Origin of the sequence: Gillisia sp. JM1, assembly GCF_000424645.1 — a bacterium.
In the GTDB taxonomy this organism is placed as follows: Bacteria; Bacteroidota; Bacteroidia; order Flavobacteriales; family Flavobacteriaceae; genus Gillisia.
In genome coordinates this window covers 126,663-152,490 of record NZ_AUKH01000007.1, presented here as the reverse complement: position 1 = coordinate 152,490, position 25,828 = coordinate 126,663, and the positions used below count along the sequence as shown (strand labels likewise).

The 25,828-nt window shown below is 36.8% G+C and carries 21 protein-coding genes and 1 tRNA gene; 13 read left to right on the top strand and 9 right to left on the bottom strand.

Annotation, left to right across the window (positions count from 1 at the left end):
- Positions 1-9: 9 nt before the first annotated feature.
- Complete coding sequence (locus H033_RS0100635; protein WP_051227719.1) at positions 10-936, bottom strand: alkaline phosphatase; 927 nt, start codon at positions 934-936, stop codon at positions 10-12.
- A gap of 399 nt (positions 937-1,335) precedes the next feature.
- Here H033_RS0100635 and H033_RS0100630 point away from each other — a divergent pair, with 399 nt between their 5' ends.
- From H033_RS0100630 to H033_RS21895, 6 genes are all read left to right on the top strand, one after another.
- Entirely contained in the window at positions 1,336-1,839 is a 504-nt protein-coding gene (locus H033_RS0100630; protein WP_026836584.1) for a hypothetical protein, read from the top strand.
- Between the two features lie 4 nt (positions 1,840-1,843).
- A complete protein-coding gene (locus tag H033_RS0100625) occupies positions 1,844-2,578 on the top strand; it encodes an LVIVD repeat-containing protein (protein WP_026836583.1) in 735 nt (244 codons plus the stop codon).
- Between the two features lie 552 nt (positions 2,579-3,130).
- Positions 3,131-7,585, top strand: a complete 4,455-nt coding sequence (locus tag H033_RS0100615) for a CheR family methyltransferase (RefSeq protein ID WP_026836582.1) — start codon at positions 3,131-3,133, stop codon at positions 7,583-7,585.
- Complete coding sequence (locus tag H033_RS0100610) at positions 7,575-7,946, top strand: PleD family two-component system response regulator (RefSeq protein WP_231367521.1); 372 nt, start codon at positions 7,575-7,577, stop codon at positions 7,944-7,946. Before H033_RS0100615 ends, H033_RS0100610 begins: the two co-directional genes overlap by 11 nt.
- Before the next feature lie 25 nt (positions 7,947-7,971).
- The gene (locus H033_RS0100605) at positions 7,972-8,349 is read left to right on the top strand and encodes a PleD family two-component system response regulator (RefSeq protein ID WP_026836580.1); all 378 of its coding nucleotides are present in this window, start codon (positions 7,972-7,974) and stop codon (positions 8,347-8,349) included.
- Positions 8,350-9,362: 1,013 nt separating this feature from the next.
- On the top strand, positions 9,363-9,512 hold the full coding sequence (locus H033_RS21895; protein WP_155827669.1) for a hypothetical protein: 150 nt from the start codon (positions 9,363-9,365) through the stop codon (positions 9,510-9,512).
- A 535-nt stretch (positions 9,513-10,047) separates the two neighbouring features.
- On the opposite strand, the gene trhA is transcribed toward H033_RS21895, so the two are convergent.
- A complete protein-coding gene (gene trhA, locus H033_RS0100590) occupies positions 10,048-10,686 on the bottom strand; it encodes a PAQR family membrane homeostasis protein TrhA (RefSeq protein WP_026836578.1) in 639 nt (212 codons plus the stop codon).
- 465 nt (positions 10,687-11,151) lie between these two features.
- Positions 11,152-11,233: transfer RNA gene (locus H033_RS0100585), tRNA-Leu, on the bottom strand.
- 145 nt (positions 11,234-11,378) lie between these two features.
- Between H033_RS0100585 and H033_RS0100580 the strand changes: the two genes are divergently transcribed.
- Positions 11,379-12,770: a dipeptidase gene (locus tag H033_RS0100580; RefSeq protein ID WP_026836577.1), complete on the top strand. Its 1,392-nt coding sequence runs from the start codon at positions 11,379-11,381 to the stop codon at positions 12,768-12,770.
- 280 nt (positions 12,771-13,050) lie between these two features.
- On the opposite strand, the gene H033_RS0100575 is transcribed toward H033_RS0100580, so the two are convergent.
- Positions 13,051-13,629 (bottom strand): PhnA domain-containing protein, encoded by a 579-nt coding sequence (locus H033_RS0100575; RefSeq protein WP_026836576.1) that lies wholly within the window; start codon positions 13,627-13,629, stop codon positions 13,051-13,053.
- A 230-nt stretch (positions 13,630-13,859) separates the two neighbouring features.
- Here H033_RS0100575 and H033_RS19290 point away from each other — a divergent pair, with 230 nt between their 5' ends.
- From H033_RS19290 to H033_RS19285, 4 genes are all read left to right on the top strand, one after another.
- Complete coding sequence (locus tag H033_RS19290) at positions 13,860-15,251, top strand: IS4 family transposase (RefSeq protein WP_051227717.1); 1,392 nt, start codon at positions 13,860-13,862, stop codon at positions 15,249-15,251.
- A 150-nt stretch (positions 15,252-15,401) separates the two neighbouring features.
- Positions 15,402-15,767, top strand: coding sequence for a BlaI/MecI/CopY family transcriptional regulator (locus H033_RS0100565; protein WP_026836575.1), 366 nt, complete (start codon positions 15,402-15,404; stop codon positions 15,765-15,767).
- Between the two features lie 8 nt (positions 15,768-15,775).
- A complete protein-coding gene (locus H033_RS21890; protein ID WP_231367520.1) occupies positions 15,776-16,018 on the top strand; it encodes a hypothetical protein in 243 nt (80 codons plus the stop codon).
- Positions 16,019-16,297: 279 nt separating this feature from the next.
- A complete protein-coding gene (locus H033_RS19285) occupies positions 16,298-17,308 on the top strand; it encodes a M56 family metallopeptidase (protein WP_051227713.1) in 1,011 nt (336 codons plus the stop codon).
- An 882-nt stretch (positions 17,309-18,190) separates the two neighbouring features.
- Here the strand turns inward: H033_RS19285 and H033_RS0100555 are convergent.
- The 5 genes from H033_RS0100555 to H033_RS19280 all read right to left on the bottom strand — a co-directional run bounded on the left by H033_RS0100555 (position 18,191) and on the right by H033_RS19280 (position 23,645).
- Positions 18,191-19,912, bottom strand: coding sequence for a DUF885 domain-containing protein (locus H033_RS0100555; RefSeq protein WP_026836574.1), 1,722 nt, complete (start codon positions 19,910-19,912; stop codon positions 18,191-18,193).
- Between the two features lie 79 nt (positions 19,913-19,991).
- On the bottom strand, positions 19,992-20,993 hold the full coding sequence (locus H033_RS0100550; RefSeq protein ID WP_026836573.1) for a metal-dependent hydrolase: 1,002 nt from the start codon (positions 20,991-20,993) through the stop codon (positions 19,992-19,994).
- 7 nt (positions 20,994-21,000) lie between these two features.
- Positions 21,001-22,473, bottom strand: coding sequence for a cellulose synthase family protein (locus H033_RS0100545; protein ID WP_026836572.1), 1,473 nt, complete (start codon positions 22,471-22,473; stop codon positions 21,001-21,003).
- Positions 22,473-23,165 carry a glycosyltransferase family 2 protein gene (locus H033_RS0100540; protein WP_026836571.1) on the bottom strand — a complete coding sequence of 231 codons (693 nt, stop codon included), beginning with the start codon at positions 23,163-23,165 and terminating at the stop codon, positions 22,473-22,475. The genes H033_RS0100545 and H033_RS0100540 overlap by 1 nt, the downstream gene beginning before the upstream one ends.
- Positions 23,166-23,645 (bottom strand): toxin-antitoxin system YwqK family antitoxin, encoded by a 480-nt coding sequence (locus H033_RS19280; protein ID WP_051227712.1) that lies wholly within the window; start codon positions 23,643-23,645, stop codon positions 23,166-23,168. It abuts the gene before it with no gap.
- Positions 23,646-23,865: 220 nt separating this feature from the next.
- Here H033_RS19280 and H033_RS0100530 point away from each other — a divergent pair, with 220 nt between their 5' ends.
- Together H033_RS0100530 and H033_RS0100525 are read left to right on the top strand one after the other, a co-directional pair.
- Positions 23,866-24,747, top strand: a complete 882-nt coding sequence (locus tag H033_RS0100530) for a hypothetical protein (protein WP_026836570.1) — start codon at positions 23,866-23,868, stop codon at positions 24,745-24,747.
- Positions 24,748-24,772: 25 nt separating this feature from the next.
- Positions 24,773-25,774, top strand: a complete 1,002-nt coding sequence (locus H033_RS0100525; protein ID WP_026836569.1) for a fasciclin domain-containing protein — start codon at positions 24,773-24,775, stop codon at positions 25,772-25,774.
- Positions 25,775-25,828: the final 54 nt, after the last annotated feature.

Genomic DNA, 25,828 nt, shown 5'->3' with positions numbered 1-25,828 from the left:
TAGGAGGTGTTATTTGCTCGAAATTATATCAGTAACCGGTTTCCCTCTCCAGAATTCAGGTATTTCGAGTCCTAATAAGAACGCAATCGTAGCTGCCGTATCGTAGGTTACTATGGTAGTGCTCATTTCTCCTTGATTTGATATTCCTTTCCCATACGCGATCCAAGGAATTTCAACTTCTTTTAAGGTTTTCCCGCCATGACTTTTCCTGTTTCCCCCATGATCTGAAGTTAAAATGATGATGGTTTCTTTCATTAAATTTTTATCTTCAAGGCTAGCGATCAGCTTCCCAACAAGAACATCAATCTTTTCAATTTCCATATAATATTCAGGGGAATCAAAGCCGATTTTATGTCCTGTATGATCGGCGTCATCTAAATGTATAAAAGTGAAAACCGGTTTTTCTTTGGTTATAAATTTTGTAGCTTTTTCAAGCGTTAGTGTATCATTTTCAGCATTATAATCCAAGTCTACAAGTTCTCTTTCAAAAAGGTTCCTAATTCCACCCCAGGTATAAATAGCTCCTTTTTTTGCCTTTGGCAATTGTGTGTCTATTAGACTGAAAATAGTTGGATAGATACCGCTTTCACCAAGATTTGCTGAAGGTAATTCAGGTTCTCTACTATCCCATTCGGTAAATCCATGCAATTCCGGACCAGATCCCATAAGCATAGAAGCCCAATTCACAGCACTGGAAGAGGGGAGCACAGCTCTTGCTTTTAGGGAATAACTTCCATTTTTCATCATTTTACGGATGTTCGAAATTTTAGCTTTTTCGAAAGCGTAGCCTCCAAAACCGTCAACCCCAATTAAGATTAGGTGTTTCGCAACTTGTTTATTTTGTTCTTGGGAAATGGCTTTTTGTGTACTAGCGCAGAAAACTAAACTTATAATTATGCTAAGTAATTTGAAACGCTTCAATAGAATTTGGAACATCAATAAAATATTATATAATTAAATGAGTGCTAAATTAGCCTTTTTTGTATAGAATTTAAAACGTCGTTTGTTTGAGATTGTTTTTATAAGTGAGTGGGTAAGAAAGCTTTTTGATATGTGAGTAAATCACCAACACTATCAATTCCATAGTAAGCTATACTTAAGTATGAAATTTATTAATGCTTAGGCTTTACCGTTAGTTTGTTTTGAATTTAAACTTTAGCTATATTCAGGCTAATTTTTAAGATGGAGTAGTAGCAAGACTTAAAACGAATCACCAGTATTTATGAGTTTTACGAACCTATAGTTTATAAAAATTTAATTATATTTATCAAATCTTTATTTTTTCCCGCAGAAATTTTGGAAAGATTCATTTTTATGAATTATAAGAGTTGCTTTATGAAAAAACTTCTATTTTGTTTCTCAATATTATTAATATTGCAATCCTGTTGGCCTGGAACTGGAAGCGATGACGATCTTAACAGGAGTAATTTTAAACCCATAACTCAATCCCGTCAGGATTTTGAAAAGAGTATAAGTATTATGGGTGAACGTCCAGTAATTAACTCTGGTAAAATTTATGTAAAAGAAGATCTTATTTACTTAAATGAACTAGGGGAAGGCTTTCATATTATAGATAATACCGATCCTATTAATCCTAATCCTGTTGCCTTCATAAAAATTCCATTAGCTACAGATCTGGCTATTCGAAACAATATTTTATATGTGCATCATGCGGTAGATCTTGTTGCTTTTACCTATTCGCTTGATTCTAACTCATTAAATATTGTGCACCGGGAGCGTAACGTTTTTCCTGCACTGCGTTCTCCTGAAGGACTAGAGCCCTCATTTTATAATGTTCCCGAAAATGAAATTGTAATAGGCTATCAACAACTAAACTAAGAAGATGAAAAAAGTTATACTACTCTGTCTTTCCATACTGTTTATTGGTTGTAGTTCAGAAGGGGATAATTCGCCAACAGCCTCAGTAGATGGTACAGGAGGTTCCCTTGCAAGATTTTCGCTTGTAGGAGATTATTTATATACAGTAGATGATCAATCCCTGAGGATTTTTGATATTGCAAATCCTGCACAACCAACTTTTGTAGGAACGAAACATATAGGTTTCGATATAGAAACCCTTTATTCTTTAGATGAATATTTGTTTGTAGGTAGCCGTCTTGGAATGTTTATTTTTGATATTTCCGATCCTAAATTTCCACTGCAGCTCTCTAAAGTAGAACATGTGCGTAGTTGTGATCCGGTGGTTTCTTCTGGTGATTATACCTATGTAACGCTTCATACCAATGCGGTATGTATTGGAAATATAAATCAGCTGGAAGTTTATAATACTCAAGACCTCTTAAGACCAGAATTGATTACTACCATTACTCTAGATCGTCCCATTGGACTTGGTCTCTACGGAAATCATTTATTGGTTACCGATAAAGATGTGGTACGTGTTTTTGATGTTACTAACCCGGCACAACCAGATCTTGTAGGAGGTATTGAAGAAGATGCCTTCGATATTATTATCCGTAATAACGATTTGTTCATTATTGGAGAAAAGTCACTAAGCCAATATCAGTTAAATCCTGAGGATATAGAAGATATAGTTTTTAGAAGTTCAATAGATTTTTAAAAGAGGCGCTTCAAACTAATTCTGAAGAATTTTTAAATTGTTAGGGAGTTGACTCACGACATTCTTATGGATTAACTAAAACAAATTTTTTTATCATTCCGACGGAAGGAGGAATCCCTTTTAAACTTTACTCCTGCTTCATTGAGATTCTTCACGATGTTCAGAAGGACATTTTTTGCTCTGCTCATGATTAAGAACTAAGAACCTTTTGTCATTCCGACGGAGGAGGAATCCCTTTTAAACTTTAATCCTGCTTCATTGAGATTCTTCACGATGTTCAGAAGGACATTTTTTGCTAATTCGTAAAGCTGAACTTGCCGTATGAAAAAACTCAAGAAAACACTTGCAAAAAATGAAATCGATTTTAGGCAAGACCAATTCCAAGCATTTAAATGGAGGTGTGTTTGTAGGCTATGAGCTTGTTTCAAATATTGGCACCCTTCTTATTTTTCTACATTTTCGTTAAAAGTATTGTAAAACCTTGCTTTTTACTTGAAAACCCGATAAGTTCGGTTATATTTCTTAACAGAATCTCCATAAGAATCCTAAAATTTGAAAAAAGATAAACTTATTAAGTCAAAGAATGAATTTCCTGTGGTGGGAGTTGGCGCTTCTGCGGGAGGCTTAAATGCATTTAAAAGTTTTGTAAAAAATATTCCCGAAAAATCGGGTATTGCCTACGTTCTTGTACAACACCTCGATCCCGACCATAAAAGCCTTTTACCCGAAATCTTACAAAAGGTTACTAAAATCCCGGTTTTGGAAATTACCGATGATATGGATGTGGAACCAGATAATATCTATATTCTACCGTCCAACAAAATGCTCATGGCAAATGATGGCATATTAAAACTTGAACCACGGCCAAAACCAGAAAAAGGTAAAACTAATCTACCCATAAACCTCTTTTTTGATTCCCTTGCCAATGTACATCAATCTCATTCTATTGGGGTTATCTTATCGGGATCTGGTTCCGATGGAACTGAAGGCTTTAAAGCTATTAAAAACAAAGGCGGGACTACTTTTGCCCAGGATGAAGCTTCTGCCGAGTGGCCCGACATGCCTAGAAATGCTGTAAAAGCGGGCATTGTAGATTTTGTATTGCCACCTGAAAAGATCCCGGCAATAATTGCAGAGTTAATACGTGAAAGCAATAAGGATAAGGGAGAGGAACAAAATAATTCAAAAGAAAATTCAGAAGAAAATTCTAAAGTGATAAAGCAAATATTGGATTTGTTGCATGAGCGCCGAGGGACAGACTTTACTTATTATAAAAAAACTACAATAAGCAGAAGAATAGCGCGCAGGATTTCAATCAATAAATGCAAAAATATTGATGCCTATTTTAATTTTCTACAAAATAACAATGGGGAAAAAGATCTATTATATCAGGATCTATTGATTCCTGTAACCGATTTTTTCAGGGATCCAAAAATATTCGATCATCTATGTCAGTCGGTTTTCCCACATATTTTAAACAATAGAAAGAATGCTGATCCAATAAGGATATGGGTAGCGGGATGTAGCACGGGACAGGAAGCCTATACTTTCGCCATTTGCCTAAGGGAGCAGATGGGAGATAATAGTAAGCTTAGCGGAAAAGTACAAATCTTTGCAACCGACATAAGTGAACCAGCCATTGAAAAGGCTCGCAAAGGCATATATAAAAAGGATGAACTTTCGAGCCTTAGTCCGGAGCGCATTCGTAAATTCTTTACTAAGTCCAATGACAAATATCGGATTAATAAAGAGGTGCGGGAGATGTGCGTATTTGCCGAGCAGAATTTTTTGAAAGATCCTCCTTTTGGGAAGATGGATTTAATCAGCTGCCGTAATGTTCTGATATATATGGAACCCTATTTGCAAAAAAAGGCGCTCACCACTTTTTACTATGGACTAAAACCAAAAGGCTTTTTATTGCTGGGCAAATCTGAAACAGGCAGTACAATGAGTGAATTATTTGCCAGGGAAGATAAGGCCAGTAAGTTATATGTCCGTAAAGAAGTGCCTGGTAAATTAATCCTCCCTCCTAAACATGTTGCCAAGAAATTCCGCCCTGAACGGGGCGATCGTGCTGCTCAAACCAAAGAAAAAGGCACCAATTTTGAAAAAGCGGCAAATACCCTTTTACTAAATGATTATACCCCGGCAGGGGTGGTGGTTAATGAAGTTTTGGATATAGTGTATTTTAAGGGCGATACAGGAAACTACCTGCAACAACAAACCGGCAAGCCTAGCTATAACTTGGTTAAAATTGCAAGGTCTGGATTGGCTTTTGAGCTGCGCAGCTTACTGCAAAAGGCAAAAAAGAACAATGAGAGGGTGCAAAAGGAAAATATCCCTATAAAAGTGGTAAATACCACCTTAGTTGTTTCTTTGGAGGTTGTTCCACTTCCCAATATGGCCGAGCCTTATTTTATGGTGCTTTTTCATGCCAAAGCCTTAGGAGCTAACACAGTGGAAATTACTGCAGATAAGGGAAATGAAACCGGGCCAGATCCTAAGGATCAGTTAATAGCACAACTACAGAAAGAACTCCAACAGACCCATGAAGACATTCTCGAAATCACAGAAGATCAAGAGGCTGCCAACGAAGAACTTCAAAGTTCCAACGAAGAGCTGCTAAGTAGTAGTGAAGAATTACAAAGTCTGAATGAAGAGTTGGAAACTAGCAAAGAAGAATTACAAAGCACCAATGAAGAACTTACATCTGTAAACCAGGAACTTGTTAGTTTGAATGAACAAGTAACCGAAGAGCGTAATTTTGCCGAAGTGGTAGTCGAGACTGTGCGTGAACCCTTGGTGGTGTTGGATAAAGATCTCAAGGTAATTAGCGCTAATAGTTCTTTTTATATAACCTTTGAGGTAAAAGAATCGGAGACAACTGGAAGATTGATATATGATTTGGGAAATAAACAGTGGGATATCCCTGGATTGAGAAGCCTGCTGGAATCTATACTGCCAGAAAAGGAAAGCTTTGTGGATTTTGAGATGACCCACACCTTCGAATCCATCGGGGAGCGCACCATGCTCTTAAATGCCCGGGAGATAAAAGGAGAAAACAAATCCAGAAAAATGGTGCTATTAACCATCGAGGATATTACGGAAAAAAAGCATCTTCGGGATAAAGAACAGGAACTTGTGGGGAAATTTAGAAACCTCGTGATGCAGGCCCCAGTGGCCATTCTGTTTTTAAAAGGAGACGATTATCAGGTAGAACTGGCCAACGATTTTTACTTACAGTTGGTAGAACAAGAAAAAGACTTTATTGGCAGGTCCATTTTTGAATCGCTGCCAGAGCTGAAAACTCAGGGAATCAAAGAGCTTTTTGATGGCGTACTAAAAAGTGGGGAACCTTATTACGGCAAAGAACTGGAAGTGAAAATTAACAGAAACAACAAAAACAAACAGGGATTTTATAACTTTGTATACCAACCAATGCGTGACGGGGACGGCACAGTTACAGGAATCATGGTAGTAGCCACCGAGGTAACCGAGCAGGTGCTTGCCCGAAAGAAGGTGGAGGAAAGCGTACACCGCTATCACGAGATGATTCACTCTTCGCCTTCCTTGATCGCTATTCTCGAGGGTGAAGATTTCATACTCACGGTAGCAAACGATGCTATTTTAAAGCAACTGGGAAGAGGGAAAGAGATTATAGGCAAACCACACCTGGATGCGGTTCCCGAACTCGAAGAACAGGGATTGGGCGAACTTTTACGGGAAGTCTATAGGACCGGAAAACCTTATTATGCCCATGAAATGCCCGTAAACCTAGAACGGGGAGGAAAAATGGAACTCTCGTATTACAATTTTGTGTACCAGGCTCAACGGGATGTTAGAGGAAAGATTGTGGGGGTTGCGGCTATCGCCATCGAGGTCACGGCACAGGCAGAATTCAATAAAGAAATAAAGGAAAGTGAGGCCCGTTACCACCAAATGACAGATCTGGTGCCAGACATGATAACCAATACTACCGTTGATGGGGAGGTGTTTTATTACAATAAAGTCTGGACAGAATTTTCGGGATGGGGTATGAAAAAGTTAAAAAAACAGGGCTGGGGAAAATTGATGCATCCAGATGAATTGCTCACAGCCGAACAAAACTGGATGAGAGCAGTGAAAACCGGTAACGATTTTGAGATGGAACTGAGAATTCTTGATAAAAACGGGGATTTCAAATGGCACCTCAGCCGCGCCGTCCCCGTAAAAGATGAAACGGGAAAAATCATTATGTGGTTAGGTGCAAATACCCAAATACAGAAATTAAAAGAAGAGGAAAAACGCAAAGAGGATTTTCTTAAAATGGTAAGCCATGAGCTCAAGACCCCTATTACTTCCATAAAGGGATACACACAACTCCTGTTGAGTTTGATGGAAGACGATAAGGAAATTCAATGGGATTCCCTGCCTATAAAATCGTCCTTGCAACGCATTGATAATCAAATAACCAGATTAACCCGATTGATCTCTGAAATGTTAGATGTTGATAGGATTAAAGACAATCAACTCTTTTTGCAAAGTGAAATATTTGATTTAAATGAACTGGTTAAGGACACCATTGATGATATTAAATATGCCTATCAACAAACCCATATTAGCTTGCAGATAGAAAGTAGTTGTCTGGTCAATGCAGATAGGGACAGGATAGGGCAAGTGCTTATCAATTTTATTACCAATGCCATTAAGTACTCACCAGATGACCAGAATATTGAGATCAAGGTTATTCAAACAAAAGATGATTCGGTTTCTGTAATTGTAAAAGATCATGGAATTGGTATTGAAAAGAAAGATCAACAAAATATTTTTAAGCGTTTTTACCGTGTAAGTGGAAAGGATGAGGAAACCTTTTCTGGTTTTGGGATCGGGTTGTATTTAGCCAAGGAGATCATAGAGCGGCACAATGGCCAGGTAAGTGTGAAGAGCAAAAAAGGAAAGGGTTCAGAATTTATTTTTACCCTGCCCGTCAATACTAAGACAGATATGAAAAGGAACAATGATGAATAAGATATTGGTGGTCGATGATGACCGCATTATAGGAGAAATGCTAAAATTCGTGCTCGAATCTAAAGGATATTTGGCATTTATTTCTGACAAACCAGAGCAAACAGTGGATAACATTCTCCAGAATGCTATTGATTTGGTTATGTTAGACCAGTTTATATTTGGGGTGAGTGGTATAGAGGTTTGTAAGGAACTAAAGGAAAATGAAACTACCGCTAACGTACCTATACTAATGATGTCTGCCCTTAGTGGAGTTAAAAAAAAATGTTTGACGGCCGGGGCTACAGATTTTATATCTAAGCCATTTGAGATGAAGACCCTCTTTTTAAAGATTGAGACTATTTTAAAGCAAGCGAAGGTATAATTAGCTACATTTAAAAAAATTTAAGATGGATAAAATTTTACTGGTCGAGGATGATCATAACCTGGGAATTATGATCTGTGACCTGCTCGAATTAAATGGATATGAAGTGAGTCTTTTAAGGATACCCGATAAAACGATCAAAAATCTTCTGGAAGATGAGTTTGACTTAGTATTAATGGATAAATTATTAAGCGGGATGGACGGAACAGATATCTGCGTTGAAATTAGAAAAACAGATACTATTTCAAATACACCCATCCTTATGATGTCTGCGCTCAATGGAGCCAAGAAAAATTGCATTGAGGCTGGAGCCACTAATTTTATAGCAAAACCCTTTGAAATAAAGGACTTATTCACGATTGTTAAGGACACAATAAATAAGGGAAAGGTTTTAAATGATTAAATCCCTGATTGAGGCTTTTATTCCCCGTTCCGATAGCCCAGGATGCATTTCAGAATCTTTCGCTTGGGCAACTTCTAATTGTTTTAGAACCTGAAACCCGCCTGAACGTTACGGGTGGGCAAGCTCAGATTGATGATAATCATTCTCTTCCATTTTTTAAATTCCAACAATCAAAAGGACGTCATCCTGAGACTAATGATAAAAAAATTTATCTAGCGTAGGAAAATGACGCATGATGGTTCCTAGCAGATTTATAGTGTTAAGATCTTCTTTTTTGCAAATGTAGTTCTTCCCCGAAATAAATTTTTGAAACCTTGGAGAAAATTTATTCCGGGGAAGTACGGTTCTAATTATGCGGTAGCATAATTGGAAACACCTACAAAAAAATGCCCTTATTTTGGTTCGTTTTTTTGGACAGGCAAAAAAATGAGCAACCTTAAAAATTAAACAAATCTTTATCGACTAAAAGGAGTGTTTTCCGTATTCTTGAGATTACGTCAATGGTAATGCATTTCAGAATCTTTCGCTTGGGTAATTTCTCATTCCTTTAGAACCTGAAACCCGCCCGAACGGTACGGGCGGGTTTCAGGTTGACGATTTTCTCAGGGTGTCGAGAAGGTGTTACCCTATAGGACACTATTCGGATATACAGAATTTTTTTTAATTTTGGTCTTTTACAACTTCTATAAACTATTCCAAGGATCCTGTAGGAAATTTGCGTGAAATCTTTTACTTAGGCTAAACTATCAATTTTTTGGAGGAACTACAATACGCGCTTAATCCCTCTATACATTCCACCAATTCTAATGGTTAATTGGTGAACGTTCCCACTGTGCATAGGATAATCGTTAAACTGAGGCATTGTATACCCATACCTGAGCCTAATAAACCAGTAGCTTTTATCCTGCCTCACCATTGAAGATGAGCATCTTTTTAAGCTTTTAACTCAATTAAAAGATAGTGAAAACATTTTTCTCGAACCTATAGCAACTACTGGTTTAGTTGGGCCTCAAATGATGGAAAAAACGGGATGTGCAAAAACCCATTTTCTCAATATGAAAAATGCATCTCATATTGCTTGGGCCACAGGCGGTATTTTAGTTCCTGAGCGCCAAAGACAATTGTTTTATGAACGTGGTTTTGAGCAGTTATTGATGGTTTAAAAACGCCTATCAGAAAATCATTAATCTCCATAATTTTAATCGACTAACGGAGTCTCGGTCTCTAGTGGATCTATAAATTAAAAAAATTCTATGCATAAAGGATGGCAACATCATCTCGAAGCTTCCCCTTCCAAAGTCTTGAAAAATAAGCCAATCTATTTTAAATCCGACAATATTGGTAAAAATAGCATGAATATATTCTTTCGCTTATTATGAGGAAAGTTTCATGTTTTTTTATGTGAGTGTACGAATTTCTGTAGCCGGCTTAATATGCTTATTCCGTATTAATTGGCTGGCATATGTATGACCATGGAAAGAATTTTAGCACAGGTCAATCTGTTATTTATCACTTGGCTGATGCCCAATCTAGGAGTTAAAAAATGACACCAAAAAAATCCTAATATTAAAATCCACCACTACCATAGGGTGCCATTAGACCAAGTTAAAAGGAAGCATTTGTTTTCGTTGAAGAAAAACTAGTTTACTTGAGCTATCTTTGATAGAAGATAAAAGTAATAAGTAAATTTATCAACTTTTAAACCGCCATTAAAATAGCTACATAGTGGCAAACCGCGGCCGCCAATACGAAAAAATGCCAAACGGCATGGTTATAGGGGTATTTTTCCCAAAGGTAAAAGATAACACCCAAAAGGTAAAGAGCACTTCCTATAAGAATCATTACCATAACCATGGGAGGAATTGCATCAAAGAAAGTACGTCCGCCAACCACCATAATACCTCCCATTGCGATATAAGCCAGCGTTGAAACAATATTCCATTTGCCGGTAAAGAATATCTTAAAAACAATCCCGATCGCGGTCAGGCTCCAAAGTATAATTAGCAAAGTAATACCAAAAGGATTGTTCATATAAATCAATAAGAACGGCGTATAGGTGCCAGCTATCAGGAAATAAATACTGATATGGTCAAGGATCTCGAAAACCCGTTTTGCCTCGACATGTTGAAAGCCATGATAGAGCGTGGAAGACGTAAAAAGTTGTAAAAAGCAAAATCCATAGATTGCTGCGCCAATAATACCAGGTGCATTATCGCTTTTTATGGCAAAGGCTATCAGGATAGGAATCCCTACGATGCCAAAAATAATTCCAAAGCCATGAATGATACTGTTTACAAGTTCTTGTTGGATTTGTGTATTGGAATTTGAAGCTCGCATAAGTATAGATTTTGATTAAGTATTGCACGTCTTAACTTCTATAAAAGTACTCAATGTCTGGGGTTTTTCATTTCTCTTAAATTCCTGTCAAGGATAGTTTAGAGAACATCTTCCTCGATTTCGCCACAGTTTGATATTGTCCTTTTTTCACGAAATCAATCCTATCAAATAATGTAATAAACTCATCATCAACAAAAAGGATATCTGAAAACCTTCCTGATCCAAAATATTAGACAATCAAATATGCGAATACATTTTCGAATGGTCCGCAAAGTAAATTAATAGTTTTGGTATTAAATAGGGCTTGAATAATTTCTATTTTGATCCTGCTGATATTAATTGTGAAGATGATAAAATGATGAGATTTATTACCAAATTTAATGAAGCAATGAAAAACGAGAATTTGCTGTACCTATGTTGTACCAAAATAAAAAAGCCGACTCGTTAAAGTCGGCTTTTCCTTTGTACAGGCGGGGAGACTCGAACTCCCACACCTCGCGGCACTAGATCCTAAGTCTAGCGTGTCTACCAATTCCACCACGCCTGCATTTCCATTTTACAACACTTAGGACTCGTTGTAAAAATGCTTACCTAGATAAGCGGCTGCAAATATACATAAATGTTTCAATATTCAAATAGTCCAACAAGAAAATATCAATTTATTACCTTTACCTGATTTCAAAAAAAATAGCATGAAGAATTTAGATAAATATGTTGAAGAAAATAAAGATCGGTTTATAGAAGAGCTGATAGAATTATTGAAGATCCCTTCAGTAAGCGCAGACCCTTCTTTTAAAAAGGATGTTTTGAAAACAGCCGAGGCCGTCAAAAATGCTTTGAAAACAGCAGGATGTGATTCTGTAGAAATATGTGAGACTCCTGGATATCCAATTGTCTTCGGAGAAAAAATAATTGATAAAGATCTTCCAACAGTGCTTGTTTACGGTCATTATGATGTGCAACCAGCAGATCCTATTGAGCTTTGGGACAGCCCACCTTTTGAACCGGTTATTAAAAACACAAAGGTACATCCTGAAGGAGCCATCTTTGCTCGTGGAGCTTGTGACGATAAAGGACAAATGTATATGCACGTAAAAGCATTGGAATATATGACCAAGACAGGGAGTCTTCCTTGTAATGTGAAATTCATGATAGAAGGAGAAGAGGAAGTTGGAAGTGAAAGTCTGGGTTGGTTTATAGAGCGTAATAAGGAAAAGTTAGCGAATGATGTGATCTTGATTTCCGATACGGGAATGATCGCAAAAGACACGCCTTCTATTACCACAGGTTTACGCGGGTTGAGTTACGTTGAGGTAGAACTTACGGGACCAAATAGAGATCTTCATAGTGGATTGTACGGAGGAGCGGTTGCAAATCCTATTAATGTGCTTACAAAGATGATCGCTTCATTAACCGATGAAAATAATCATATTACTATTCCTGGATTCTACGATAAGGTAGAGGAACTTAGTACAGAAGAACGTGAGAAAATGGCAGAGGCGCCATTTTCATTAGAAAAATATAAAGATGCTTTGGATATCGAGGCTGTATATGGCGAAAAAGGATATTCTACCAATGAGCGTAATTCCATTAGACCAACATTAGATATAAATGGTATTTGGGGCGGATATACAGGAGAAGGTGCAAAAACGGTAATTGCTAGTAAAGCTTTTGCTAAGATAAGTATGAGATTAGTACCAAATCAAGATTGGCAGGAGATCACAGAATTGTTCAAAAAACATTTTGAAAGTATTGCGCCTAAAGGAACAAGAGTGAAAGTGAAGCCTCATCATGGAGGACAGGCTTATGTTACCCCAATTGATACCGTAGAGTACCAAGCAGCGAGTAATGCATATAAAGAATCTTTTGGAAAAGAGCCAATTCCACAACGAAGTGGAGGAAGTATTCCAATTGTGTCACTGTTCGAAAAACAACTGAAAAGTAAGACTATTTTAATGGGCTTTGGATTGGATAGTGATGCTATTCACTCGCCAAATGAACATTTTGGTATCTGGAATTATTTAAAAGGCATAAAAACGATTCCCTTGTTTTACAAACATTTCACCGCGATGACGAAGAAGTAAGTTGCCTATTGAATTGAATAAAAACATCCCGCAAATCGCACAGATTTATCAGCGTAATCTGCGGGATTATTTTTGCTGTCACCTAGCGTCCAGATAGCTCCTATGCTTGTTTTTTATACTGCTAATACATTTCGACGGGCTCAATGTGACAGGTTACTAAAGTAAAACATCCCGCAGATCATACAGATTTACGCAGATTTATTTGCGTTTATCGGCATAATCTGAGGGATTATTTTTTGATGTCACTTCGAACGGAGTCGAGAAGTTATAAGAGTAAAATCTATAATTTCTTCACATATTGGGTGATAATAACAATTTGCTGCCCATCTACTCTACCTTCAATATATTCGGCATTTTCATGATCTAGAGAAATTCGGCGTACTGCCGTTCCTTGTTTGGCAACCATGCTACTTCCTTTAACTTTTAGATCCTTAATAAGCACCACAGAATCTCCTGCTTCCAGAATTACTCCATTACTATCTCTGTGAACTATAGTTTTTGCTGATGGATCTGCAACCTCATTTGCTTTTGCCCATTCTTTCACATCTTCTTCCATATACATCATGTCCAAAAGATCTTGTGGCCAACCTTCATTTTTAAGTTTGGTAAGCATTCTCCAAGCAACCACTTGTACTGCGGGAATAGTGCTCCACATGCTGTCGTTTAAACATCTCCAATGATTAGCCTCAACTTTTTCAGGATCTTCAAGCTGTTCTTTACAAGTATAACAAGCAAGAATTGCGCTATCGGTACCCTTTGTTGGGCTTTCCGGCACTTCGTAGATCTGAGGGTCTTCTGTTGCTCCACATAATTCACACTTTGATCCGCTACGCTGAAATAATTCTTGTTCTGTACTCATTGTTATATGTTTTGGAGGTAAAGATAACCGAATCCTTAAAAGATAGAAATGGAATATGTATATCCTTTTTTTGTTGTAACAATTATTTCGTCACCCTGAATTTATTTCAGGGTCTCTATTAAATGTTTCTAATATACTGTATTTTAAGATTCTGAAACTCCCGAAGACTCCTATCGTGTGGACACAATTTTTTAATATTTTAGCTGACTAATAATAGTTTTGCTAATAAAATGAAAAGGGGATTCACAGACCTAGAGGATAAACGTTTAGTTTACAGAGGCAATAAGATTTTATCGGATCTATTCAGTAAGAGCGTCCATTCAATCCGTCAGATTAGCAGGAATGAATCAGAGGCAAAAGCGGTTTACCGTTTTTTGCAGAACGACAGGGTCAGTGAAAAAGATATTATAGAAAACTTGATTCATAATTGCCGGACGGCATGTGCCGGTAGATTCGTTGTCTGTATCCAAGATACCACAGAAATCAACTTAAGCAGTCATGGCAAAAGGATCAACAAAGATAGCTTTGTGGGCACTACCAATGCAAAGGGCTCCCAAGGATTGGGATTCTTTATTCATCCAAGTTTGGTCTTGGATGCCGTGACTGGTACCCCCTACGGCTATTCTGATATTAAAGTTTGGAACAGGCCCTTAGAGTTCAAATCAAAGCATGAAAGACAGTACGGTAAACTGCCCATAGAAGAAAAAGAATCCTATAAATGGATAGAGGTGTCCAAAAACACACAGGCCTCACTACGGGATGTGGTAGAGGGAATGGTGATCATACAAGATAGAGAAGGGGATATTTACGAACAGTTTGCAATCATACCAGATGCACAAACAGATCTGTTGATAAGAGCTCGTGTGGATAGAACATTGGCAGATAGGTCAAAATTATTCAGTTGCCTGGAAGATCAACCCTGTCAAGGGTTTTATGAGGTACAGGTGGATGCCTGTGCAAAGACCAAAAAAAAAAGGACGGCAAAAATTGAAATCAGATATAAAGAGGTGGAGCTCAAAAGAACCAGCGCAACAAGCAAAGGAGTGGCATCCAGCATAAAACTATATCTGGTAGAGGCCAAAGAGGCGAACTATATTGGCCCCGATAGAATATGTTGGAGGTTATTGACAACCTTGCCTATACAGACAATAGAAATGGCAGAAATGTGCGTGGAATGGTATAAGTGGAGATGGACGATAGAAGAGGTGTTCAAAATATTAAAAAAAGAGGGTTACAATGTTGAGGCTTCAGAGCTGGAGTATGGGTCATCGGTAAGAAAACTAAGCTTATTGATAATGGAGGTCGTCATCAAACTGTTCCTAATGCGGCTAGCATATGCAGAACCAGAAAGAGAGATGAGCGCCGATAGCTGTTTTACAGAAGAAGAGCAAGAGTTTTTAGAGCACCAAATAAAAAGTCTGGAAGGTAAAACAGAGAAACAAAAAAACCACTATAAGAAAAAAGAGCTAAAAAGATATGTTTGGGCGATAGCTAGACTTGGTGGTTGGAAAGGGTATGAAAGCAAAAGACATCCAGGTATAACAACCCTATGGATAGGATTGAAATATTTTAAAGCCGCAATGGAAGGGTGGACCATTCATAAAGATATGTCCACACGATAGGATGGTTCGGGACAGAATGATGTCCTTATAGGTTCAGGATACTTAACGGGAAATTAAATGGAAGAATTAAATTGAAATAAAGTTGCTCTATGTTTGTAGAAAGAAATATTTACTCTACATTTGTAGAGCAATCTAATAATTCGAAGTAATATGCAATTATCAAATTCTGAAGAACAACTAATGCAGATCCTCTGGAAACAGGAAAAAGCATTGATGAAGGATCTTATTGAAGCTTATCCAGAGCCTAGACCTGCAACTACAACGGTGGCGACTTTGTTGAAAAGAATGCAGGATAAGAAATTTGTAGACTATATACAGTTGGGAAGATCTCGGGAATATTTTCCTTTAGTGAAAAAAAAAGATTATTTCTCCAAACATGTAAACGGACTTATAAAAAATTTCTTCAACGACTCCAGTTCGCAATTTGCTTCTTTTTTTACCAAGGAGACCAATTTGAGCAAGACCGAATTGGAGGAGCTTAGAAAAATTATAGATCAAGAAATTAAAAGTAAATAGTTATGGAAATGTATTTATTAAATTCCGCTGCTTGCTTAACTATGTTGTTGCTTTTCTATAAACTACTACTAGAAAATGAAACCATGCATCAGTTTAAAAGGTTTTATTTATTAGGTTCTGTTTTTATAGCTCTCATAATTCCTTTTATTACGTTTACAACTTATGTAGAGGCATCTACAGATTCTCTTCAGCAATTTTCTGGTTCTTCAGTGTTAATTTCTGAAACTGATACTTCTTCAAAACTAAACTGAGCCAAACCTCTGTGGATTATATACGGACTAGGAGTTGTTATCTTCAGCATTAAGTTTTTTAATAATTTAGCTGAAATTCTACTAAGAATTCAACAAAACCTGAAGCTTAAAAACAAAAGTTTCGTCTGTGTTCTTTTAAGTGATAAAATAGTACCACACACTTTTTTCAATTACTTATTCTTTAATAAAGAAGAGTTCATTAACAAACAAATTCCACAGGAAGTTATTGTTCATGAAGAAGCACATGCAATACAATTACACAGCTTGGATATCCTATTCATGGAAATATTACAAATTATATTCTGGTTTAATCCCTTGATTTATCTGGCAAAAAATGCAATTAAATTAAATCATGAATTTTTGGCCGATCAGTCGGTTATAAAAAACGGAATAGAAACATCCATATATCAAAGAACCTTGTTGGCATTTTCATCGAATGCTGAAGCAAGCAATCTGGCTAATGCCTTTAATTATTCATCAACCCGCCTGACCGTATTTGGAAAGACATTTAGTTTTGGGAAATTCGGGCAGGTCAAAAAACGATTTACAGTTATGAAAACACACACGTCTAAAAAAATGATCATGGTAAAAACCGTTCTGGTAATTCCATTACTTGCGCTATTGCTTTATAGCTTTAGCACTAAGAAAGAAGTAAGTAAGCTAGCGAATTCCAATACCAGTGACATAATTACTCAGCCCGAAACTTCAGTTTTGGTTCAAGATATTGCCACTAAGAAAATGATTAGCGAATACAATAAATTAGCTAAGAAGTACAATGCCTTACCTAAAAATGAGAGAACAATAAGCCGAGAAGAATTAAGCCTAATGGTTTATATTTTCGATAGGATGACCAAGGAACAACGAGAGCGATCTGAGAAATTTCCTGAAATAATAGTTCCCAAAAATGCACCGCCACCACCAATGCCAACCATGGAGAATGATTTACGTGGAGTGATTCCACCTCCGCCACCACCCAAATCCGAACATGATCGTATCACGGCACCACATCCAGCTTCAGATATGATAGCGCCGCCACCGATTCCTCCTATTAATGAACCGGTAATAATAACCGTTGTAGAAGATGTTCCACCACCACCTTCGCCTCCAGCACCACCTATTTTTGAGAAACTGGTCGCAGATGGAGCCATCTTTTATTACTTTGGGAAAATCATTGAACCTGAAAAAGCTAGAAACCTAGTGGAAGTTCAAAAAAGTGTAAACGTTCGAATAACTTATACTGACGAAGAAAAACCTACAGTAAAATTAACCGATAAAAAAGGTAATGATTAACAATATTGCTAGCGCAGATTTCAAATCTGCGCCAACCAATCAGGGTTTCTATAAAAGACATTTTTGTTAAGCAAGATTAGTCGAGCTTGTCATCTCAACCATCGGGAGAGATCTCAATGGATCTGGATGCTTTAAAGAAAGAAGAGATTTCTCAGTCGCAAAAAGCTCCTTCGAAATGACACATGTGCTAGCGCGGATTTCAAATCCGCGCCAACCAATCGGGTTCTAATGCAATTGTCATCTCGACCATCGAGAGAGATCTCAATGGATCTGAATGCTTCAAAGAAAGAAGAGATTTCTCAGTCGACAAAAGCTCCTTCGAAATGACACATGTGCTAGCGCGGATTTCAAATCCGCGCTAACCAATCGGCGTTTCTCGAAATGACATTTTTGTTAAGCAAGATTAGTCGAGTTTGTCATCTCGACTATCGGGAGAGATCTCAATGGATCTGGATGCTTTAAAGAAAGAAGAGATTTCTCAGTCGACAAAAGCTCCTTCGAAATGACACATGGATGAGCATGACTTTGTGAGTTTGTCATCTCGACCATCGGGAGAGATCTCAATGGAGTTGAATATTTTAAGTAAAGAAGAGATTTCTCAGTCGCAAAAAGCTCTTTCGAAATGACAATTTGTTGGGCATGCTCTTTTGAGTTTGTCATCTCGACAATAGGGAGAGATCTCAAGCTCTGGATGCTTTAAGTAAAGAAGAGATTTCTCAGTCGACAAAAGCTTCTTCGAAATGACACATGTGCTGGCGCGGTTTTCAAATCCGCGCCAACCAATCGGTTGCTTCAAGTAAAGTAGAGATTTCTCAGTCGAAAAAAGCTCCTTCGAAATGACAGTAAATAATGCAAAAAGGTTCTTTTGACGAAGAACATTTTTTATGGATTAATTTTTTCTCTCTCAATATAATTATCTACCAATTGCTCCATTATCGCCAAGGTCACTGTGCCTTGAGAAAGGATTACTTCATGAAAATCGCGGATATCGAAATTCTCCCCTAATTCCTTTTCGGCTTTTTTACGTAATTCCCGAATCTTCAACTCTCCAATTTTATAAGAAACCGCTTGTCCCGGCCAAGAAATATATCGGTCTACTTCTGTATTGATCTCATGAAAAGATAAAGCGGTATTAGTTCTTAAAAAGTCAACTGCTTGTTTCTTGGTCCAGCCTAAAGCATGAATTCCGGTATCTACTACCAATCTGCAGGCTCGCCATTGCTCGTAAGTGAGTTTTCCAAACATCTCGTAAGGAGTAGTGTAAATGCCCATTTCTTCGGCTAAAAATTCCGAATATAATCCCCAACCTTCGCCATAAGCCGAAAGATAAAAGCGTTTCCTAAATTTAGGAATGCTATCTCCTAATTCAGCATTTAGCGAGATCTGTAAGTGATGCCCAGGCACTGCCTCGTGCGCCGTAAGCGATGGCAGTACATAAAGCGGTCTACTAGGTAGATCGTAGGTGTTCACCCAATAATAGCCAGGCTGAGTGTCTTCTTGTGGAGAGATGTATCTTCCTGTGGTATATTTTGGAGCAATGGCATCGGGTACTGCCGTAACGCCATAAGGTTTACGTGGTAACTTTTTAAAGAACCTTGGTAACTGGGCATCTATCTTTTTAGAAATGTTCCTAGCTTCTTTTAACAGTTCCTCTGGAGTATTTGCATAGAACTGAGGATCGGTTCTTAAGAAGAGTATAAATTCTTCGAAGGAACCTTCAAAATTCACCTCCTCGATAATTTGCTTCATTTCTGTATTAATGCGCGCTACCTCATCTAATCCTATTTGATGGATCTCTTCTGCAGTTAGATCTAGGGTGGTATAATAATTCAGTCTATTCTGATAAAATTCTCGCCCATTGGGAATTTCTGAAACTCCTAAACTAGTACGAGTTTTAGGCAGGTATTCTTTATCGAAGAATTTCTTGATCTTTTTAAATTCTGGTAATACAGATTGCTTTATCGCTTTTTCTGCAGCATCTAAAATTGAATCTTTTTGTGAAGCTGTAAGTGTTGATGGAAGGTTATTAAAAGGGGAATAATAGTAGCTGTCTTTGTAATTTTTTACTAGTTGATCGTTATAGGTGCTTTCATAACCTTCAAAGATCACTCTGGGTTGGGTGATACCTAATTCCAATCCTTTTCTGAGTAAAATGAGATGCTGATCTACATACTCCGGAATCGCATTCAATTTGTTTAGGTATGTTCTTACTTGAGAATAGTCTGCTAGTTGTGTGACATTATAAGGCAAGCTCAAATGAAAGCCAGAGTCTGATAGCAAAGGGTTCAAGTATAATTTATATTCAAAAGTATCGATGGTTTCTTGAAGTTTATATTTTAAAAGCTCCAATGAGATCATGTCTGTTTGGGACATTTCAGAAGCATTTAATAAATTCAGCATTTTTAATTGCTCGCTTGCAAAAAGCGATTCTCTGCGGTAGTGATTTTCTGTATAGAGGCCTAAAGGGAATTCCTTAACCTCATAACTTTTATGGTCCTGAACCTGCTCTATGACATTATGAAGTTCTTCTGACCTCTGCTGAGAAAAAAGTGTTTGAAAAATTGTTAAACTGAAGACTAGTAATAAATTTCGGGAGGATTGCATATTAAGAGCTGATTTAGAGAATTTAAAGATAAAATTTCCAAACGAATGGAAAAAATTTATTTTTAAATCACGATAAATATTAGTTCCCAAAAATCCTGTCTCCAAGTACAGAGAGCAATTTTTTGGCTTCCTCAGGATTTCTTTCAACTTTCTGAACAAGGATTTCCTCACCCTTTTGGATGATCTGATAAGTAAAAACAAAAGTTGGTTTGGCAGCTGTGGGATCCAAAACTCCAAACCTGAGGTCATGGAGAAATATTTTGTCGTTTTCTTCAGAAATAATATACCAGCCATTTTTGATAGCTATGAGCCGCTTGATTTTTTCTTCAGAAGCAAGATCTCCTAACAAATAATGGTTTTTTGGGTAGGAATTGAACCTAATTGGCTGAGTGTCAAAAAAAGAATAATCCCCAATTAAAAAAGCATCTTCTGTTTCAACATTTGCAGTCCATAAAATTGTATTGAAAGGGCTTGGTTTGGTCTCGAGCTGCAGGTAAGAAATGTTCTGTTCCTCAAGAGCCAATTTAAATTGGATATAGCTAAGGCCTTTTAAACCGAGTCCAAGGAGTAAGTAAGCACTACTAATAATCAATCCCAGCTTGTTCCATTCCCGCCTTTTTTTGGAACCTCTTTTGGAACGCATCGCCAGAATAAGGAATATTAAAAAAGGCAGCGTGTACAAGGGATCTATAACAAAAACACTCTTAAATTCCAACCTGATGTCCAGCGGCCAAAATAATTGAGTGCCCCAGGTTGTAAAGGAATCCAAGATAGGGTGAGTAAAAAGTCCCCAGAACATTAACCACGACCAATCCTTCCAGTCCGCTAATGATTTTTTCTCAATCTTGGAAATTATCCAGCCAAAAATAGGTGCAAACAGTACTGAAAAAACAATAGAATGAGAAAAACCACGATGGATTTCAATGGCAGTAACAGTGTCTGTAAAAGCACTGGCAAATGTATCAAGATCTGGAATGGTACCGGCAATGGCACCATATAGCATAGCCTTATTGCCAATTTTTTTGCCCAAAACGGCTTCTCCAACCGCGGCTCCTAAAACTATTTGGGTAAGAGAATCCATCTAGAAATTAAATTTTTGAAAGTAATGACTTGAAAACAACATATCCAAAACCTGCAAAAAGCATCAGATGAAATATAATAAGTCCAAAATCCTGAAGCACAAATGCACTATAAATTGCAAATCCAAAGTATAACCACAGCAAACCTTCAACTATATTGCTAAAAGATAGATTTTTGGTAAGATACTTGTTGCCTTTCCAGGAATCTTTCAGGTTATTAATATTGAATTTTGGGGTTCGAATAAAGTCGCTTTTTTTTCCGAAGTGGCCTTCCAAAACAGCAAGCGAGTTATGTACAGAAAACCCCATTGCTACAGAAAAAAAGGTAAGGAACATTCCAATAAATTTAAAGAAACTTCCGATACCTTTTCCGTGGATTTTGGCATAGGTAACCCAATAGCAGATAAAGAAGATAAGCGTACTTATTGCAAAAAACGCGATCACATTAAAATAATTACTGAATTGAGGATTTGTGTTTTTAATATATAGGACAGGAACGCTTAAAACGGCTAAAAGCAATATCAACAGGAACATACTGGAATTTAGTAAATGAAAAAATCCATGGAATTTTGTTCCGGCTGTTAGCGTTTTGTCAAAAAGCAGTTTGGAGTAATTCTTCTGAAAATTCTCTGCTGCTCCCTTATTCCATCTAAATTGTTGAGATCTGGCAGCGCTTATTACTACGGGTAACTCAGCAGGTGTTTCTACTTGTTCTAAATACTTGAATTTCCATTTCTTCATTTGCGCCCGGTAACTTAGATCTAGATCTTCCGTTAACGTATCTCCGCTCCAGTTGCCGGCATCCATAATGCATTCTTTTCGCCATATCCCGGCCGTACCATTGAAATTGATGAAATGCTTACCGAAATTCCTGCCAACTTGTTCCAGAATAAAATGAAAGTCCAATGCGAAAGCCTGAATTTTAGTTAATAGGGAATAATCTCTATTAATATGGCCCCATCTGGTTTGAACCACTCCAATATTTTGATCTTTAAAATAAGGCACTGTTTGAAGAAGCCAATCTGATTTCGGCATAAAATCTGAATCGAAGATCGCTATGAATTCTCCTTTAGCGATTTTAAGTCCTTCTTTTAAAGCTCCGGCTTTAAAACCCGTTCTATCTTTTCGGGTAATATGTCTTATGTCGAGTCCGTTTTTCTGAAGTTCAAGAATCTGTTGAGCCGTAGTTGTTATAGTTTCATCTGTAGAATCGTCTAAAACCTGAATTTCAAGTTTATCTTGTGGATATTCTATTTTTGAAATATTTTCCAGTAACCTTTCCACTACATACATTTCATTATAAAGTGGTAATTGAATGGTAACTAATGGGATTTCTGAAGGATTAGAAAAATTATATTTTATACTGGTATCCTTTTTTTTAATTGACTTAAGGTAATTTAATAGCAAACTTAATTGAGAAAGACTGTATAATAAAATGAGCAACAGTGCAAGTGTATAGATAAATATAATCGCGAAATCCATTATTTAAAACTGTATTTAAAAATCCAAGTCAAAATTTTGACCCCTGCAAAGATAGCCCCTTTAATAGTTCCTGAAACTTTTGAGACACCAATCCTGTTCTTATAATGCACGGGCACTTCTATATACGAAAACTTCTGCTTTATGGCTTTTAATTGCATTTCTACCGTCCAGCCATAGGTCTTATCCTGCATGTTTAGCTGTAATAATTTACTGTACTTAATAGCCCTAAAAGGTCCAAGATCTGAAAAGTTAGCATTGAATAATAACTTCATGAGGGAAGTTGCCAGCCAATTTCCAAATCGCTGTGGAAATGTCATCGCGCCATTTTCGCGCCATCTTCTAACACGAGATCCAATGACCATGTCTATATTATCTTCAATTATTGGTTCAATAATCTGTGTCAATTCCGCAGGGTAGTCGCTATAATCTCCATCAATGAAAACAACAATTTCAGGCTTTTGAATTTTCTTGGAAATATAATCCATGCCTTTTAAGCAGGCATATCCATATCCCTTTCTGGTCTCAAATAAAACTGTTGCGCCAGCATGCTTAGCAACTTCAGCAGTATTATCGGTAGAATTATTACTAACCACGATAATTTCCGAAACGTTCACGGGGATTTCCTGAACCACCTTTCCAATAGAGGCTTCTTCATTAAAAGCAGGTATTATAACAACTATTTGATCATTCATTTAAAAGAGTACTTCGGGGTTATCATATTTAAATTTTATTAAGGAAGTCCATTCCCCAGTTTTTAAATTGTTGCTATATTTTTCTACTTTTTTTAGCTTATTATTTTTGTAAATAAGAGCAAAACCTTCTTTTTCTCCATTTTTAAAAATTATTTTTTCTGTTATATCTCCATTATAAAATATCCACCATCCGTTTTCGACACCATCTTCAAAGTTCCCTTCTTTAGTTGAAGTTTTGTTTTTATCAAAAAAAAACCAATATCCATTTGGAGAATCGTGCAGGTAATGCCCTTTTTTAGAAATTTTTTGATCAGGGTAATAGAAATACCAATAGTTCTCCTTTGATGTACCACTTTTCCATCCTTCAGCTTTCAAAACCCCATTTTCATAGAATTCTCTACTATACAAATTTATCGGTTCTGTAGAATTTTGATAAAGAATAAAAAACAGTGATGTAAAAGCTAAAAATTTATGAATCATTAAACAGTTGTTAAGTATGAAGACGTATATAGTTTAACTAGCTAACAAGAATACTGAAATTTCTAGAGTTAGTACTGCATTAAATTACGGTAAAATAAGGCTTCTGGTTTTTAAAGCTTACTCATTACACATTTTTTTGAAAACATATGCCCTTTATTCAAACTCAAATATTCTTTCTCTCGTAAATAGTGCTGTAATTAACAATCAATAAATATTTAAAATGAAAATTAAATTAAATTTTATAACAAGTTTATGCTTGTTTTTCCCTGCAATTATCTTGGCTCAAAGCCCAGTAAGTGGATTTATGAAGAATAAAGGAGAGGGCGCTGCAGTAGTTTCTTATTCATATGAGAAATATGATAAGTTGTTTTTAGTGCCTACAGAGATAGATGGAGTACCCATTTTTAATGAAATTTCTACCTCAAGTTTATCTTTTTATGGTGAATACGGAATATCAGATAATTTTGATGTTGTAGTAAACGTGCCTTACATAAAAGCTGAAGGAGATGCTTCTCAAGAAGTATTGGATAATAACGGTTTCCAAAATGAAAGAAAAGGTATTCAAGACCTTAAGGTATTTGGGAAGTATAGATTTAAATCTTTTGCTTTTGAGAAAAGTAGTTTGGATCTTATTGGAGCTTTAGGCATTCAGACACCTCTTGGAGATTACAAAGTTAACGATGGCCTCCAATCTATTATAGCAATAGGAAATCGATCTACAAGTTTTACCGCTTTGGGCATTGCAATGTTTAAGACAAATGGAGGGCTTTTTACTAGTGGGCAATTAGGTTACAGCGTAAAAGGAAACGATGTACCTAACGCATTATTAAGCGAACTAAAAATTGGTTATGCAGCTTCTAAATTTTATGTAGATGCTTTTATAGCAAATCAATTATCAGACAAAGAAGGAACAGATATTTTACAGGAAGGTTTTACTGGGTTTTTTCCAGAAACTCGTGTTAATTCTACCCGTATTGGTTTAAACGCTTATGTACCCGTATATAATGGTATTGGTTTAACAGGTGGTGTAAATTCTTATATCGCAGGACGTAATTTAGGTAAAGCAACCGGATTCTACGGGGGTTTAGCTTATTCTTTTTAATTAATTATTCTTAATAAATATCAAAATGATGAATAAAAATATACTTTCAAAATTGTTGCTTGTACTTATAGCAACCTTCACATTAATTTCTTGTGAAACGGAATCTAGTTACGAAGATGATGTACCTTCAATAGCAAATATTGCGGTATCTAATGCGAACTTTAGCGTGCTGGAAGCGGCAGCTGTCCAAGGAGGTGTTGCTGTAGTTCTTAGTAATAATAACCCTAACGATCCTTCTGGAGATTATACCGTTTTTGCTCCAACCAACGATGCTTTTGCAAGATTGGGATTAAATGAAGAATCTTTAGGAGTTTTACAAACATCTTTTTTGACAAATACATTGTTATATCATGTTTCTAACGGAAACCTTTTAGACGCTTCTATTAATGATGGAGGAACTTCTGCATCGGTATTAGGTATAAACAGAAGATTTATAGACCGTGGAAACGATACTTATATTAATGGATCAAAAATTCTTGCAACTAACATCAGTGCTAGTAATGGGACTGTACATGTTATAGATAAAGTAATGATCGCTACAGGTGTGGATATTGTACAATCTGCTATTGCATTACAAAGTGCTCAAGTATTTAAATCTCCAGAACTTTCCTTTTTAGTGGAAGCTGTAATATATGCAGATCTTGCTGGTGCTTTAACTGCTTCTGCAGGGAGTCCATCCTTTACAGTATTTGCTCCAACAGATCAAGCATTTAAAGATCTTGGAACTGCATTAGGATTAACTTTTACAGTGCCTGCAGATATAAGACAATTACCTAAAGATCTTGTTGCAACAGTATTATTAAACCATGTAATTGGAAATAACGGGAAATTTACAAGTGAATTAAATGGAGGAACAGTTACTCCTCTAGGAGGGGACGATCTTACATTGGGTGCATTTACAAATGGAACTTTAACTGTTACAGGGCAAGGAAACTCTCAAGCTGCTAATATGGTAATTCCAGATGTACAAACAACTAATGGAATTGTACATGTTATTGACAGAGTATTATTGCCGAATTTGAATTAAGCCAATTTGCTAAGTGAAAAGCCGCCTAAGATAATTGCTATCAAAGGCGGCTTT